The sequence below is a fragment of the Mesorhizobium sp. M1A.F.Ca.IN.020.06.1.1 genome, assembly GCF_004023265.1.
Classification (GTDB): domain Bacteria; phylum Pseudomonadota; class Alphaproteobacteria; order Rhizobiales; family Rhizobiaceae; genus Mesorhizobium.
In genome coordinates this window covers 1-14,937 of sequence record NZ_RZSR01000029.1, presented here as the reverse complement: position 1 = coordinate 14,937, position 14,937 = coordinate 1, and the positions used below count along the sequence as shown (strand labels likewise).

Sequence of the window (14,937 nt, the reverse complement as noted above, 5' to 3'; positions counted from 1 at the left end):
GGTGTTCGCCGGGACGCTGCCGATTGGGAATTGAGTTCGAGAATAGCCTTCGAATAGGTCCTCTGGTCCACGCGTCTTTTGTTAGGTCCTGGCCAACGCTCTGAGACTCTTGTCCGGCAGCTTGCCAGGCCGCGATCCGTGGCGGGGTAGTCCGGCAGCGTTGCGCTCATCTGCATGTCGCCCACGGTCGAGACCGTCACCTCCCCGCCGGATCTCGAGAGCGCGTAGAGCTGTTCGCGGTGGCCCGGCAAGGAGAAGCTCACGGAATCCCGGTCGGCGGGCGCATCTGGCCTGCCGCAAACCTACGCCCGACGAGCCGCCTATCCCGGATCCTTAATTAGATTGCGCTCAGTCTCTAAATGGCATATAGATTTCGTACGCAATCTAAATATGGAGGCCGATCATGCGCGTGAGCCGCATTCAGGCTGAGAAGAACCGGCAGACCGTGATCGACGTGGCCAGCCGCCTTTTTCGGGAACATGGGTTCGACGGCATCGGCCTCAAGGATCTGATGAAGGGTGCCGGGCTGACCCAAGGCGCCTTCTACAAGCAGTTCGCGTCGAAGGAGGACTTGGTCGCACAGGCTTCCAGACGGGCGGTGGAGAGTACGGCTGCCCGATGGGCGACAGCGACCGCAGCCAATCCCAGCGATCCGCTTGGGGCGGTGATGGCATTTTACCTCAGCATGGGCCATCGCGAGCAAAGGATGGACGGCTGCCCGGTCGCGGCGCTCGGCTCGGATGCCGCCAGGCAGCGGGCCGAGGTGAAAGGGTCGTTCGAAGCCGGCATCAAGCAGTATCTCGAAATCATCGGCCGGTTGATCGCCGCGACCGACGTAGACGAGCCCAACAGCAAGGCCATGGCCATTCTTTCGACGATGGTCGGCGCGCTGACGTTGTCGCGCGTCGTCAACGACCCCGACCTCGCTCAGGCCTTTCTGGATGCGGCCACCGAACAGGTTCGCGACGCAGTCACGGCTTGAACCGCGCGGGACTGACGACCGGGATTGATAGGAGAATAGATGCGACGGATCGTTGTAACGGGCATGGGCGCGGTCACGCCGCTTGCGGCGGATGTCGAGACGTCCTGGTCGCGTCTCCTGGCCGGCCGCTCTGGTATCCGCAGGCTTGCGGACGAGGTGGTGGAAGATTTGCCGGCGAAGATCGGCGGCGTGGTTCCTTCCCTGGAGGATGATCCCCAAGCCGGCCTCGATCCGAACGGTTTCCTGGCGCCGAAGGATCAGCGCAAGGTCGACCGCTTCATCCTGTTCGCGCTGGCCGCTGCAGAAGAGGCGCTTGCCCAGGCGAGATGGAAACCGGCCTCGGAAAAGGATCGGGTTCGCACGGCGACGATCATCGCTTCAGGTGTCGGAGGTTTTCCCGCCATCACCGAGGCGGTACGGACCGTCGACCAGCGCGGCGTTCGGCGCCTTTCACCGTTTACGGTGCCGTCTTTCCTGGTGAACCTCGCGGCTGGCCACGTCTCGATCCGCTACGGCTTCAAAGGCCACATCGGCGCGCCGGTAACCGCATGCGCCGCCGGCATCCAGGCGATCGGCGATGCGGCTCGCATCATCCGCGCCGATGAGGCCGATATCGCTTTGTGCGGCGGCACCGAGGCATGCATGAACACCGTCAGCTTGGGCGGCTTCGCAGCGGCACGCTCGCTTTCGACCTCCTTCAATCACCGCCCCGATCAAGCTTCTCGTCCGTTCGACATGTCGCGGGACGGATTCGTCATGGGCGAAGGCGCCGGCATCCTGGTCATCGAGGAATTGAGCCATGCGCTGGCTCGCGGCGCGAAACCGCTCGCCGAGGTCGTCGGCTACGGCACCACGGCGGATGCCCATCATGTCACTTCCGGCCCCGAGGACGGCGATGGCGCGCGACGTGCGATGGAGATCGCGATTGCCCAGGCCGGCATCTCGCCACGCGACATCCGCCACCTCAATGCGCACGCGACCTCCACGCCGGTGGGCGACCTGGGAGAAATCGAAGCGATCAAAAGGGTCTTCGGCGCGGATTTCTCGATCGCCGTCAGCGGGACCAAGTCGGCGACCGGACACCTGCTCGGCGCTGCCGGCGGGCTCGGCGCGATCTTCACGATATTGGCGCTCAGGGACCAGGTGGCGCCGCCAACCCTCAATCTGGGCGCGCCCGATCCGGCCGGCGACGGCATAGACTTCGTCGCGAACCAAGCCCGGCCAATGGAAATGGACTACGCGATCTCCAATGGGTTTGGCTTCGGAGGTGTGAACGCCAGCGCGCTGTTCCGGCGCTGGGACGGACAGGCATGAACGGTCGAGCCGCTCCCTGGCTGCGGCTTTTGTTTCGGCCTTCCGATTTCCCCACTCCAGCCGCAAGAAAGTGATCTCATGGAAAAGACCAATCCTGGCGTCGCCCTCGTCACAGGCGCATCCTCGGGCATCGGGCGCGCAACAGCCGCAGCCCTCCGGAACGCGGGCTTTCGCGTGTTCGGAACCAGCCGTCGCGCGATCTCCGAACAGTCCGACGGCGTTACCATGCTGACCGGCGACGTGACCGACGACGCGTCCGTATCGAAGCTGGTCGAAGAGGTGCTGGCCGAAACCGGACGCATAGACCTGCTCGTCAACAATGCCGGCATCGGCCTGCTCGGCGGCGCGGAGGAATCCTCGACTGCGCAGGCTCAGGCGCTGTTTGATGTCAATGTCTTTGGTGTCATCCGGATGACCAACGCGGTGCTGCCGACAATGCGACGCCAACGGAGCGGCAGAATCGTGAATTTGAGTTCCGTGCTGGGCCTGATTCCGGCTCCCTATTCCGCTCTCTATGCGTCGACCAAGCATGCGATCGAAGGCTATTCAGAATCGCTGGACCATGAACTGCGCTCGTTCGGAATTCGCGTGGTGCTGGTCGAGCCCGCCTACACCCGCACGTCGTTTGAAGAAAATCTCGCCAGGCCCGATCAGTTGCTGGACATCTATGGCATCGCGCGCGCCGGCATGGATGTGGTTCTGCGGAAAGCCATCGAGACAGGCGATGCGCCCGAGGTCGTGGCCAAGACGGTCTTGCAAGCGGCGACCGCCTCCGTTCCACGGAGGCGCTATGCTGCCGGAAAAATGGCTCGCCAGATCAGCTTGCTGCGCCGTTTCGTTCCCGAATCCGCCTTCGACAAGAGCCTGCGAAAGCAAAACGGCCTGCCGGCCTGACATCCAAGTCGCCGACAGTGGTCATTCGAGGCTCTCTGACACAGGAGTTGGGCAGCCGCAGCCGCCCACCCCCTTAGGCGGCGCTGCCGGTTCGGCGCGACGGGAGTTGCCCGGGATCAAAGGCGGCATTTGCGGCGGCAGAGGTGTCGAAATGCCTCGGCTCGAAGGCCAGCGCATCGTGCATGGGAAGCGCTGCCGAGAAGAGGAAGCCCTGCCCGATCATGCAATCGAGCGAGCGCAGGATCAGGCGATCGGCGTCCGTTTCGACCCCCTCCGCCATGACCTCTATGCCAAGCGTTCGTCCGAGATCGATGACGGCCTTGACCAGCGCCTGATCTTCCACGGATTTGGCCAGATCGCGAACGAAGTCCTTGTCGATCTTAATCTTGCGGATCCGACTGTCCTTCAGCGAAACCAGGGTCGAAAAGCCGGTGCCGAAATCGTCCAGCACGATCGATATGCCCGCGTCCGCCAGGCGTTCCAGCTTTTCGTCGACCCGGGCGCGATCCACGGGCGCCTCTTCGGTAATCTCTATCTCGAGCATGGCCGCGGGGACATTCCTCGTCTTCAGGATGTCCAGCATCATATCGTCGACATTGCCTGCCTCGAGTTCACGCGGCGACAGATTCATCGCAACGCGCACATCCTGGCGCCCTTTCCTCGCCAGTTCCTCGATCATGGAGCAGCAATTGAGAAAGACCTTCTCCGTCAGCAAGGAAAGCAGACCGGTTTCGCGTGCCGCTGTCACGATCTCCGGCGGGGGAATGGCGCCGTGAACCGGGTGCTGCCACCGCAGCAGCGCTTCGAAGCCGGCGACCGCTTGCGTGTCCAGCCGCACGATGGGCTGGAACCATGAGCAAAGCGTGCCTCTCTCGATAGCTGCGCGCAGGTCGCGCTCGATGCAGTGCTTGCGTTCGAGCCCGTGATCGAGCTCGGCATCGAAGAGGCAGTATTCGTTCCTGCCGCTGCGCTTGGCCGCGTAAAGCGCGAAGTCGGCGCGCAGCAGCATCTCCGTCAGTCGCGGTGTCTCCGATACGTATATACCGATCGAGGCGCCGACACGCACCGATTTCAATGCCGGATCCGGATTGGCGATGGCCGCGATGATCAAGGACGCAAGCTCGTCTATCGAGTGCTGCGAGCTTGCGGCGGGAAAGAGCAGCACGAACTCGTCGCCGCCGATGCGCGCGATCGTTGCCCCCGGCGGCGCGTGGCTCTCTATCCTGCGCGCGACCCGGACCAGCAGGTCGTCGCCGATATTGTGACCATAGGTGTCGTTGACGGATTTGAAGCCGTCGAGATCGATCAGCATGGTCACGAACGGACCGTCGGAAAAACCCATCTCGCCGATTGCGTGCTCGAGCCCGTGCCTGTTGAGCAAGTTCGTCAGCGGATCGCACCTGGAGTTTCGTTCCATCCGGGCTGCGAACGCCCTCGCCTCGTATTTGAGGCGGCTCGTCTCCTTGAAGCGGGTCTGCCCGAGCAGCGAGCTTCTGATCATGCCTCCAAGAAAAAGCAGGACCGTGAGGCCGAGGACGTAGTTCTCGATATTGCCTTTCGCCAACACGCATCCTGCGGCGATCAGAAGCGGCAATGTCAAGAAGTTGATCGAAGCCGGCGCGTATGACGCACCATAGGTGACCGAACCGGCCGACAGGCCGGCGAGCACGATCAGATAGAGCGGCGCCTGGGGGGTGGTGTATCCATCCGACAGCACGGCCAGAAAAGACCAGGCGATGCCCGATGCCAGCGCTAACAGCCCGTAAACGGAAAGTCGCGCATCGACCGGCCTCGACCGGCCATCGGGCCCATTAAAGGCAATTTCCGGCTGGGTGAGGGCCAGTCCTATGCGGGCGCCGTTGATGATGGTGACCGCCACAAACCACAGCGCCGCCGCCGGGCCACCGCCCGAGAGCATCTGCACGGCCAGGATCAGGGCCGAGAGAACGGTGCCGATGGGCATCGAGATGAAAAGGCCCTTCTTCAGGTCAGCGAACTGATCCCGCAGAATTCCCGCTTCCACGGCTTCGCTTTGCCCCTGAAGGGCTGAACCTGGGCCGGGCTGGTCGGAATTTCTCATGCCTAGTGGCTAAACGAGCGGAATGAAAATCGCGTTAAGGATTTCAGCGACTTACGCCGCATCAGTCATGGATAGGCGAGCGCGACGGTCCGGCCCGCCTCCCCATCGGGGTCGAGGCTGTCCACAACTCCAGCCGAACGGACTGTTCCCCACGCTGCCTCTGCGCTTCGATCTACCCCGGTGTGGCGGGAGTTTGCGAAAATCTTTGGGTCCGTTTGGAAACCGATCTGACGAAACTCCATCAAATCATTCGTCGGCCGCTACGGTCACCAAAGGATGGGTGTCGATGTCGTGACAGGCCTCGAACTTTGCCCATCGACTGGCGCAAAGCAGGCCAGGCGATCGTTGATTTGCCCAAACCAGCGTCGGGAGTCAGTCTGGCTCGGTCGGACTCCAATCGAATAGCGCAGGGAGAAAGAAGATGGCTCAAGACCACTCTAAATCGAACGGACCGGATCTGGCCCAAGGCATTGCGCTAGCCGACCTTGCCGATGGCGCAAAGCTGGTCGGTCACTGTGGCGATGAACAGGTGCTGTTGGTGCGCCGCGGGACAGAGGTCTTCGCAATCGGAGCGGCGTGCACGCATTATGGCGGGCCGCTGGTCGACGGTCTTGTCGTGGAGGATACCGTTCGATGTCCGTGGCACCACGCCTGCTTCGATTTGCGCACCGGCGAAGCCGTGCGTGCGCCTGCGTTCAGTCCACTCGCCTGCTGGTCGGTGGAACATCGCGGCGATCGCATATTCGTGGGCGAGAAGCGCAAGCGAGCGGCTCAAACGCCCGGCAGCGGAGGCGCTGGCCAGTTTGCCGGCAGAATCGTGATCGTCGGAGGCGGCGCGGCCGGTTTCGCAGCCGCCGAAAGACTACGGCGCGAAGGCCATCAGGGCAGCATTGTCATGCTCAGCGACGACGAGGCGCCGCCCGTCGATCGCCCCAACCTTTCCAAGGACTACCTCGCCGGCAAGGCGCCGTCGGACTGGGTTCCGCTGCGTCGGGAAAGCTTCTATGCCAAGAACGGCATTGATCTGCGCCTCAAAGCCAGCGTCGCCGACATCGATGTCCGGTCCGGCGAGGTCGTGCACGCAGACGGGAACCGAACTGCCTACGACCGTTTGCTGCTTGCTACGGGAGCCGAACCGGTCCGCCTCACGATCCCGGGCGCCGATCAGCCACAGGTCCATACGCTGCGCTCGCTCTCCGACTGCAGCACGATTATCGAGGAAGCCGAGACGGCCCGCAGCGCCATCGTGCTGGGCGCCAGTTTCATCGGCCTCGAGGTTGCCGCGTCCCTGCGTGCGCGGAACATCGAAGTTCATGTCGTCGCGCCCGACGAACGGCCGATGGAGCGGGTCCTCGGGCCGCAGATGGGCGACTTCATCCGCAGCCTCCACGAGCAAAATGGCGTCGTCTTTCATCTCAAGGACACCGCGACCGCCATCGACGGCACGAACGTACAACTGAGCAGCGGCCTTACGCTGACCGCGGATCTCATCGTCGCTGGCATCGGCGTGCGGCCGCGGCTCGGGCTTGCCGAAAAGGCTGGGCTCAGGCTCGACCGCGGCATCATGGTGGACGCCTTTCTGGAGACGAGCGCGCCGGGCATTTTCGCGGCAGGCGACATTGCGCGATGGCCCGATGCCCACTCCGGCGAAAACATCAGGGTCGAGCACTGGGTGGTCGCAGAAAGGCAGGGACAGACGGCAGCTCTGAACATGCTCGGACAGCGCGAGAAATACACTGCCGTGCCGTTCTTCTGGAGCCAGCATTATGACGTCCCGATCAACTACGTTGGACATGCGGAGCGATGGGACGAGATCGCGGTGGAAGGCGACATCGCCGCCAAAGATTGCCTCCTGCGTTTCAAGCGCAAGGGACGCACACTGGCGGTCGCCTCGATTTTTCGCGACATCGAAAGCTTGAAGGCCGAATTGGAGATGGAACGCCAGAGCGCTACCTGATGAAGCATGCAGAGGCCGCTTAGCGCAGCGCACGCACGGAGGCGGCCGGCGTCGGTCTGCAATGCGCTCAAATCCGACATCCGACCGGAACGGCCGACCGCTGCAAATGTGATGCAGTTGAGGACCAAAGGCCGTTTTGCCGTTTCAGACGGCCTGGCGAAGACTGATTTGCCGCCATGCGATCGGCGGTACCAATCGCCTACGAAAAGCAACAACGCGATGAAACCTTTCAGGGCTTCTTTCCGTTCGGTCGGAGGAGGATCCAACAATGACCGAACCCGGCGAAAGCAGTTCCCATAACCGGATCGACGACAAGCAGCTCGTCATTTTGCTGAAACAGAAAACAGGCATTTCGGACGCGCAAGCCAGGAGGCTGATAAAAGCGGTTGGACGCGATCGTCCCGCGCTGTTGCGGGAAGCCAGAATCATCAGGGCGAGGCACTCGGGCGTCTAGTTCACGCCGCCGCTTGAGCCGGTCGATGGACCTTTCCGAAAAACGGCCATCCCCTCAGCGTGCGACCAGCCGAGAAACCTTGAGCCGCGGCGCGAAAAAGCAGCGCAAATAGGGCTGATTGGTTATCACGTAGTTGTTTTCGCAGATATGATATTGGCCATCCGGTGATTCCTGAACCCGGTCTCGCGGGATGTTGAAACCGTCGGGCAAATAGGTATAGCCGCCGTCGGCTCTGGACCGCACCGAAGACTGAGGGATGGCGCGGCAATCTTGACTGCCGCAGCACTTGAATCTCGTTACCGGGTCAATCTTGTCTTCGTACCAATCATGCGCATTGGCGCCTGTTGCGGCGGCAATGCACATGGCTGTGAAGATGACCCTTCGCATGGCATTCCTCGTGTGCGGAGGCGCTGCTCATTCGGGCGTCATGTATATTAGCGTTGCGCCGAAAATGCCATTGCATCGCGAAGGCCCGGCACGGCAGCCGTCTGCCTCGCCCGCTCACACCAGCCATCGTTTTGGATGGTCTCGCCGGTCATGAACGCGTTCTGCATAAGATACAGACAGGCGGGCGCGCGATGTCGGAGGGCGTGGCGAAGCGCTTTTAGTCGTTGGTTGCTGCGTCTCGTTGCCCCAGAATCGCTTGTGCCTCCTGGCGGCATGCACAAGAATCGGCGGCTTGCGCAGACCTGCCGATTGCGAGATGGTGGGCGATGATCGCCGGTAGGTATCTGGATCACAAATTGGAATGCCCGTATTGCGGTGTGATCCGGTTGCAGATCCCCATCGATGCTCAACCCATTACCCAAATCCATTGTGCCGAATGCGGCAAATATCTGGGTACGTGGGACGAACTCCAGACCGACTTCGAGCGCCAGGGCGGCACCGAGGGGGTGTTCCGTCTGGACAAAGGGCGTATCCAGAAGCTCGCTTCCAGCCAATAACGAACCGCCGGTGGCAGCCAAGCCCGGAATTGGCGGGAACTAATTTCTGACTTGAACGTTGCGCCGCCATAGGGGACTTCCCATGGCGCTCACATCTGACAGTCAGTCACAGGAAGCTGTTGTTCAACGGCTTGTCCGGGAGATCGGCATTACCGAAGCGCAGGCGTTGGAACTTGTTTCTTTCCTAGGCTTGAATTGGGGTTCGCTCGTTCGCGAGGCGAAGGCACTGTCGTTCAGGAAGTAGCCTGTTGACGAGCCAGATCCGGTTTTCTTGCACGCGTGCCAAGGCACGCGCTGGAAAGTGCGCAAAGATACATTAGCGATCGCTTGACGAATCCGCCGACCGCACCAGTCTTGCGTCTATGGCAAGAGGCATCAAGGTCGGAGACGAGGTCGCCATCACCGCAACGGTTCGCCGGCGGGTGACGGAGGACCGCGTCAGCGTGTCGATTCCCTCCTATGAGCAGCCGCATTCGATCATCGACCGCACGTCGACCGTGAAGAGAGGCCAGCCGATCGAGCTCGTCGGAGATGTAACGCGCGTCAATGGGGACCGGGTGACAGTGAAGCTCGGCGTACCGGTTACAGTGGACATCGACAAGGTCAGGCTGGTGACCACCAGCAAGCCTCCCGCGCGAAAGCCACCGGTGGTTCAGCGGCCGGCGTAAGGAAGACTGTGCCTGCCGGCAGTTCCGGACGGAAACCCGAGTCACGCTTTCTAGAATTGCTCCGGCAAAAACCCGCCCGGGGAGGAGCGCGGGCGGGTTTTCGCAAGAGCGGCCACATGACTCGCTCACGGATGGCGGCCCTCATTTCGGAGCAAAGGTTCGCCCCGCCGCTGCGTACCGAACAGCAAGACCCGCGGAAGGTTCCCATCGAGCCGAACGCTCCCGCACGCGCCCTCATCTTGACGGCCAAAAACCGCAAACCCATATCGCAGCCAGGCCAGGATCGTTGAAGGTTCCGGCCCGTCTCAGAACTCAAATTGTTCGTTCGACTTGGAGGATCTTATGAACGATCGGATGTTTGACAGCCCTGTTTTCGTGAAGAGCGGGAACAGCCTCATCCAGGAAATCGCGTGCCTCGATGACGCCCTGGAATTTCTCTACGAATGGCCCAAGAACAGACGCGGCACCATCTACGAGACCGCCCTGCGTGCCTGTCAGCGAGCATTCGACAGCGACTATCCGCTAACGGCGGCCAGAGACGCGTTCTGCGGCTTCGCAAAGTCGGTCAAAATCCACGAGGACGTGAGTGTCACTTTGCCTTGGATGACCGGCAAGGGCCCAGGCAGCGGCGTGACTGCGTAGCCGCAAAAAGGAGGCAGTCACGATGCTTGCAAAACCGTTCGAAAAGCCGATCCGCGTCTGGGTCGGACTGGGATTTCCGCGTCAGCTGAACACTGTCGTAGATGCCTATCAGTTCGTCGCCGACTGGTGTGGCAACAGCCCTGAGCAGAAGGCGGCGATGCGTGCCTGCAAGGCCGCCTTGGCCGGCGAAATCGACGCAGAAACGGCGAGAGGCGTCTTCGTTGGCTTTGCCCGCCGGAAGGACATCCTCATCGAGGAGGGAGCAGTTCCGCTCCCAACTGGGAAGGCAGCCCAGCCGAAGCACGCTTGATGGGACCGAGGCGGCGGCCAACGCCGCCTCGTTTCACCTGTAGGACGCGAACTAGCGCTTGGCGCTGTCGCTGTCGGCATCGGCCCGGGCGAGGAATGTCTCGGTGACCTGCGGAAGATTGTCCTTCAGCCACTCGGCCATCGCTTCTTCTTCGCGCAGGTTCTGCTCACAGACCCGAGCAATCTCGGCTTCACCCACGGCTTCAGCGGCAGCCATGAGGATCGTATAGGAAGCGATCTCCATATGCTCGAAGGTGTAGCTGGCCAGAGAGCCTTTCATCACCTCGTCGCCGGCGAACACGCCGCTGATCGACTGCGCCATTGCGGTCAGTTTTCCGCCTGCGTCCTTCAGTGTTGACGAACCTTCTTCCAGGCCATCCAGGCAAGACTTCAATCGTCTCGCCTGCTCCTTGGTCTCGGCGAGGTGAGCGCGGATGCGTTCGCTGAGTTCCGGATAGCTCTCGAGCCGGCCCAGTTGGCCGGACAGCATCGTCTCGGCTTGCTCTTCCATTGCGTGAGCATCCCTCAGCCACTGGATCAGCCATTCGCGGGATTCAGACATAGTTTGTTCCTCCTGGTTGGGTGCGCCCGAACCACAAGGACTGCGGATTGTTCCGTGGCGAGAGTGACGGGAGTGGGCATGACGAGCAGCAGGCCCGCGGCTCCTCGAAAAGCGTCGCTGACAGGACGGAAGCCGCGTCCGCATACCAACCTCCCAGAGGCTGGAACATTCCCAAAGGGAGGCGGTTTTATTCCTATCCAGGAGGAACAACCATGGCAGACGACACGACCAAGCGTGATTTCCGCGACCGCGGCCGCGTGTCAGGCGATGAGGAATATGAGGTCGCCCACTTCGCGAGGAAATTCCAGCTGACAATCCCCGAGGCTCGCGACCTCATCAAAAAGCACGGAAACGATCGTGCGACGCTGGAGCGCGAAGCAAGGGCGGTGGCGAGCCGCTGACGGGCGTTCGCACTTCTGCGGAGATACTGCGAAGGAGACTTGACATGGCTAACAACCTATCCCGCGAGGAGGAGCAGCGTGGCACCAGCAGGGTCTTCATGTGGGGCACCGTCGCCGCGGCCGCAATCTTTGTGGCCCTTCTGGCGCTATTTTGGTTCGGCTCGTGATTGCCGTCGGCCACAAGGCCAAAGACCTTGGGCGTACCACAGCCCTGCTCGACCGGTCGGGGCGGCGTCCTTAATTTGGGATTTTGAAATGAGGCAACCGACGGCATGGGCGGGGGGCGATGGGGAGCCGTCGGTTACCAGGAACAGGGGCCATCGAATCAAAATATGCATAGGCCCTTATATGATCATGCCAGCAATTTGCGTTCTTGGAAACTGGTTCCCCCCGAAAATTCAATCGCCTATGCCTAAGAACGCAGATTCGAGATGATCTTCACGGGCCTCGCCCGCTACGCCGCATTTCGCTGAGCCGCCCTGAACGGATGGTCCATGGTAAACGCATCCGGCCGGATACGCCGCTCTACCTGCACCCAAGTAACGGGATGCGCGATGGGGAAGCCGGCGCGGGCCCGCGGCGAAAAAGCGCCGGCGGCCGTGTTGCCGCGTCCGTTGCGCAGATAATCGATGAAGATGCGGCCCTTGCGGGCCACCGGCGCTGCCGACAGCAAGTAGCGGTCGGGTTCTGCGTCGGCGAGGACCTGTGCAATCGACCTGGCGAGCTGCCGCGCGCCGTCGTGGGTCATCTTCGCCGACAGCGGCGCCATCAAGTGAATGCCCTTGCCGCCCGTGACCTTCGGCCAGCTTTCCAGACCTGACGCTGCCATGATGTCGCGCAGCGCCAGCGCGGTCTCAGTCACTTGCGCCCATTCCACGCCCTCACCCGGGTCGAGATCCAGCACGATCCGGTCGGCATGCTCTATATCATCCACCGTGGCATTCCACGGGTGGAGCTCGACCGCATCCATTTCGACCAGCCCGAGCAAGCCGTCGAGGTCGTCGACCCAGACCCGAGTGCCCTCCCCACCTTCTCGCTTCTCGACGCGCAGCTGGTGCACCGCTGCCGGGATCTCGGGCAGCGGTCCCTTGTGGTAGAAAGTTGCCCCGAAGGCATGACGGACGAGCTTCAGTGGGCGACGGCCGAGGTGCACCAGCGCCTGATCGGCGACCAGACTCCAATAGCGAACGAGCTCATCCTTGGAAGGCGAGACCGCATCGGGCAGCAGCTGCAAGATATTCTCACGCGGCACGCCGTGATCTCGGTCCGCTCTTCGTTTCGACGGCGCCGGCGGCTTTGGCGGGACCGTCACCAGGTCCTCGCGGAGCCCCTTGAACACGGCTTCGCGCAAGATCCCGCGATCGGTAACGCCGCTGAACTGCACCTCGGCCAGGACTTCGGGTCTCACCCAGGTCGCCTTTGGCTTCACAATGGGCTCCGACAAAGGCGATTTGCCGATGATCAGCGGATCGAGCCGCTCGCGAACGCGTCGCGCCACTTCAAGCGTATAACCGCTCTGAGCCTTGCCTGCATAAAGCAGCCGGTCGCCCTCGCGCCTGCCGATATAGAGCGATGCGATCCGGCGCGGCTCAGCACCAAGCTTCTCGACGAACGCGACGATCGGAAAGGTGTCGCTCTTGATGCATTTGACCTTGACCCAGCTCGTCTGCACGCCGGAACGGTAGGGCGCGTCCGCGCGCTTCGACACGATCCCCTCCAGGCCCATCCGGCAGGCATGATCGAACATCTCCCTGCCGCTCACCTCCAGATGCTCGGCATAGGTCAGCGTCGGCGCGCTGTCCTTCAGCAGCGTTTCGAGCGCTGCCTTGCGCTCGACCAGCGGCTGCTGTCGCAGATCGCGACCGTCGAGGTGCAGCAGGTCGAAGGCATAGAAGATCAATCTCGAAGAGTTTGCGTTGCCCAACTCGCGCTCCAGCGCCTGGTAGTCAGGCAAGCCGGTGTCGCCGAGAACGACAGCCTCGCCATCAATGGTCGCAGATTTCACCGGCAAGCCCGCCGCCGCCTGGACAATCCTCCTGTAGCGATGCGACCAGTCATAGCCGCGGCGCGTGAAGGCTCGCGCTGTTGCGCCTTCCACGATGAGCTGGGTTCGGTAACCGTCGTACTTGATCTCGTGCAGCCATTCGCCGCCTTCGGGAGCTTTCTCGACCAAGGTGGGCGATTGGAACTCGATGAAGGAAAGCCGGTCTTTGCCGCTGGTCATGCACGCGCGACTCCAGGAACCGCGACTCAAGCCGGAGCAGTCCCATCAGTTCCTTCCATTTTAGTAAAATCGTATGTTTGTCCGACTTGGCCAAGCGTGGCCTCGCAAAGGCAACGCGTTGCCCTCCGACCCGCATAGTGCTCCGATTATCTGAGTAGATGTTTTATTAGTTGAGTGCGGAACAATCCTTAGCCGGCGACGTTTGGCTGCGGGGTGAATCTTCTTCAGGTGGGCCGTCAATGAACAAGTCAATCGTAATGGATTCGGTCGAGATCGACACGCTGGAAGACAGGTATTACGTGCGCGTTATCGAGGATGGCGTTGTCACCATCAAGGGTTTCGGTTCCGAAGCGGACGCGAAAGCTTTTGCCAAGCACGAACACACCCGACTGGGACTTGACGCTGTCAAGCAGCCGGGCACCGGCCAAAAGCTGCGATACGGCTTTCCGGAAAGTTGATGCCGCCTCGAAGATCGAGGAGTCTCTGACTTCCCCTTCGGGAACGCGGCAACGCGCGGCCGCGGTCCTGCCCTGCAAACAAGTCAGCCATACGCGTCGTTCATTTGCCTGGTCGAGGTTGAACCAGCTTGAAGTCGAAGCTCTCCGGCAAACGTCCACGAGTGCTCACAGGCCTCACGGAGGACGCGACCTCCGGCTTGCGTGGACAGTTAGCTCGCTGCCAGCAGCGCTCGGCAGCGGGACTAGCTTAGCGACGCTGTTTATGGCGATAGCCATTCATTTCGGGCCTGAGGGCCGAAAGCGAGGGCCCCTTCGCCGTGAACACGACGCCCGCCGCCTCAAAAGCGCGACGGATGCGGGTTCGTTTTTCGACCCGCAGAATTCTGATCCCGTTCTCGAAGTCGCGAATGGTCCCCTCCCCTAGGCTGGCCTTGGCGCCGAGGCGCACTTGCGACCAGTGCAGGAGTTCTCGCGCGGCTCGCGACTCCTCTGGCGTCAAATCCATCAAGGGGTCTCCCCTAGGGTTTTTCAGCTGTCAATTTCCAGCCTCGCGTGTCCCGGCTGCTCGTGCCAGATCACCTGCCGGAGATCGCCCCAGTCCACTGCCTGCCCGCAGGCGGGACATGTCCGGAACTGGTCCTTTTCGTTGGCGGCTGCTCTGACCCGCAACCGGGCAAAGATCGGCGGCCCCAAATCAGAAAGCTTTGTCACCCAGCTTCCTTGCCTCACGTTGCAAAATCTTACGGTCGTTGCCGTGCTCGCTGATCAGTTCCCGAACCTGTTCAGGCGTGATGCGATGCTGCTTGGCAAAGTAGCGAACCTCATAATCGTCGTCCGCCGACACACGGTCGCGGTCCCGGAAATCGCGCTTCGTTTTGACGTCTGCCATGGTTGCTCCTCCTGGCAAAACGAACACCGGGAAGGCAGGAATGTTCCAAACCGCTAATATGTGCGTGAAGCGCTACGGCCGGGATGGGGTCGGCCACGGCATTGCCTGGGGAGGCCTCAAATGAAGTAACCGGCGGCATGGGCGGGGGGCGTTGGGGAG

The 14,937-nt window shown here is 61.8% G+C and carries 19 protein-coding genes; 13 read left to right on the top strand and 6 right to left on the bottom strand.

Annotated features, from left to right (window positions below; all coding sequences use genetic code 11):
* Window positions 1-403 precede the first annotated feature (403 nt).
* The 3 genes from EOA60_RS02775 to EOA60_RS02765 all read left to right on the top strand — a co-directional run bounded on the left by EOA60_RS02775 (window position 404) and on the right by EOA60_RS02765 (window position 3,190).
* A complete protein-coding gene (locus tag EOA60_RS02775; RefSeq protein WP_095801489.1) occupies window positions 404-982 on the top strand; it encodes a TetR/AcrR family transcriptional regulator in 579 nt (192 codons plus the stop codon).
* Between the two features lie 39 nt (window positions 983-1,021).
* Complete coding sequence (gene fabF, locus EOA60_RS02770) at window positions 1,022-2,296, top strand: beta-ketoacyl-ACP synthase II (RefSeq protein ID WP_095824610.1); 1,275 nt, start codon at window positions 1,022-1,024, stop codon at window positions 2,294-2,296.
* Window positions 2,297-2,374: 78 nt separating this feature from the next.
* Window positions 2,375-3,190: an oxidoreductase gene (locus EOA60_RS02765; RefSeq protein WP_095824611.1), complete on the top strand. Its 816-nt coding sequence runs from the start codon at window positions 2,375-2,377 to the stop codon at window positions 3,188-3,190.
* A gap of 73 nt (window positions 3,191-3,263) precedes the next feature.
* On the opposite strand, the gene EOA60_RS02760 is transcribed toward EOA60_RS02765, so the two are convergent.
* Window positions 3,264-5,213: a GGDEF domain-containing phosphodiesterase gene (locus tag EOA60_RS02760; protein WP_245322370.1), complete on the bottom strand. Its 1,950-nt coding sequence runs from the start codon at window positions 5,211-5,213 to the stop codon at window positions 3,264-3,266.
* Between the two features lie 478 nt (window positions 5,214-5,691).
* Between EOA60_RS02760 and EOA60_RS02755 the strand changes: the two genes are divergently transcribed.
* Window positions 5,692-7,227 carry an FAD-dependent oxidoreductase gene (locus EOA60_RS02755; protein ID WP_095824613.1) on the top strand — a complete coding sequence of 512 codons (1,536 nt, stop codon included), beginning with the start codon at window positions 5,692-5,694 and terminating at the stop codon, window positions 7,225-7,227.
* Between the two features lie 268 nt (window positions 7,228-7,495).
* Entirely contained in the window at window positions 7,496-7,681 is a 186-nt protein-coding gene (locus tag EOA60_RS02750) for a hypothetical protein (protein ID WP_066992988.1), read from the top strand.
* 54 nt (window positions 7,682-7,735) lie between these two features.
* Here EOA60_RS02750 and EOA60_RS02745 read toward each other — a convergent pair whose 3' ends face one another.
* Window positions 7,736-8,068: a hypothetical protein gene (locus tag EOA60_RS02745; RefSeq protein WP_127215351.1), complete on the bottom strand. Its 333-nt coding sequence runs from the start codon at window positions 8,066-8,068 to the stop codon at window positions 7,736-7,738.
* 326 nt (window positions 8,069-8,394) lie between these two features.
* Between EOA60_RS02745 and EOA60_RS02740 the strand changes: the two genes are divergently transcribed.
* From EOA60_RS02740 to EOA60_RS02725, 5 genes are all read left to right on the top strand, one after another.
* The gene (locus tag EOA60_RS02740) at window positions 8,395-8,625 is read left to right on the top strand and encodes a hypothetical protein (RefSeq protein ID WP_067321889.1); all 231 of its coding nucleotides are present in this window, start codon (window positions 8,395-8,397) and stop codon (window positions 8,623-8,625) included.
* Between the two features lie 82 nt (window positions 8,626-8,707).
* Window positions 8,708-8,869 carry a hypothetical protein gene (locus tag EOA60_RS37335; RefSeq protein ID WP_095801495.1) on the top strand — a complete coding sequence of 54 codons (162 nt, stop codon included), beginning with the start codon at window positions 8,708-8,710 and terminating at the stop codon, window positions 8,867-8,869.
* 118 nt (window positions 8,870-8,987) lie between these two features.
* Window positions 8,988-9,293 carry a hypothetical protein gene (locus tag EOA60_RS02735; RefSeq protein ID WP_066992982.1) on the top strand — a complete coding sequence of 102 codons (306 nt, stop codon included), beginning with the start codon at window positions 8,988-8,990 and terminating at the stop codon, window positions 9,291-9,293.
* Window positions 9,294-9,635: 342 nt separating this feature from the next.
* Window positions 9,636-9,935 (top strand): DUF982 domain-containing protein, encoded by a 300-nt coding sequence (locus EOA60_RS02730; RefSeq protein WP_067321894.1) that lies wholly within the window; start codon window positions 9,636-9,638, stop codon window positions 9,933-9,935.
* A 22-nt stretch (window positions 9,936-9,957) separates the two neighbouring features.
* Window positions 9,958-10,245 carry a DUF982 domain-containing protein gene (locus EOA60_RS02725; RefSeq protein WP_095824614.1) on the top strand — a complete coding sequence of 96 codons (288 nt, stop codon included), beginning with the start codon at window positions 9,958-9,960 and terminating at the stop codon, window positions 10,243-10,245.
* 51 nt (window positions 10,246-10,296) lie between these two features.
* On the opposite strand, the gene EOA60_RS02720 is transcribed toward EOA60_RS02725, so the two are convergent.
* Window positions 10,297-10,806, bottom strand: coding sequence for a DUF892 family protein (locus EOA60_RS02720; protein ID WP_095824615.1), 510 nt, complete (start codon window positions 10,804-10,806; stop codon window positions 10,297-10,299).
* Window positions 10,807-11,018: 212 nt separating this feature from the next.
* Between EOA60_RS02720 and EOA60_RS02715 the strand changes: the two genes are divergently transcribed.
* Complete coding sequence (locus EOA60_RS02715; RefSeq protein ID WP_095778947.1) at window positions 11,019-11,207, top strand: DUF3606 domain-containing protein; 189 nt, start codon at window positions 11,019-11,021, stop codon at window positions 11,205-11,207.
* A 44-nt stretch (window positions 11,208-11,251) separates the two neighbouring features.
* Window positions 11,252-11,374 (top strand): hypothetical protein, encoded by a 123-nt coding sequence (locus tag EOA60_RS39585; RefSeq protein WP_259979811.1) that lies wholly within the window; start codon window positions 11,252-11,254, stop codon window positions 11,372-11,374.
* Between the two features lie 287 nt (window positions 11,375-11,661).
* Here EOA60_RS39585 and ligD read toward each other — a convergent pair whose 3' ends face one another.
* Entirely contained in the window at window positions 11,662-13,431 is a 1,770-nt protein-coding gene (ligD, locus tag EOA60_RS02710) for a DNA ligase D (RefSeq protein WP_127335077.1), read from the bottom strand.
* 257 nt (window positions 13,432-13,688) lie between these two features.
* On the opposite strand from ligD, the gene EOA60_RS02705 reads away from it, so the two are divergent.
* Complete coding sequence (locus EOA60_RS02705; protein WP_066992967.1) at window positions 13,689-13,889, top strand: hypothetical protein; 201 nt, start codon at window positions 13,689-13,691, stop codon at window positions 13,887-13,889.
* Between the two features lie 247 nt (window positions 13,890-14,136).
* Here the strand turns inward: EOA60_RS02705 and EOA60_RS02700 are convergent, their stop codons facing one another.
* Window positions 14,137-14,394, bottom strand: a complete 258-nt coding sequence (locus EOA60_RS02700; RefSeq protein WP_095824618.1) for a helix-turn-helix domain-containing protein — start codon at window positions 14,392-14,394, stop codon at window positions 14,137-14,139.
* A gap of 189 nt (window positions 14,395-14,583) precedes the next feature.
* On the bottom strand, window positions 14,584-14,778 hold the full coding sequence (locus EOA60_RS02690) for a DUF3606 domain-containing protein (protein WP_066992956.1): 195 nt from the start codon (window positions 14,776-14,778) through the stop codon (window positions 14,584-14,586).
* Between the last annotated feature and the right edge of the window lie 159 nt (window positions 14,779-14,937).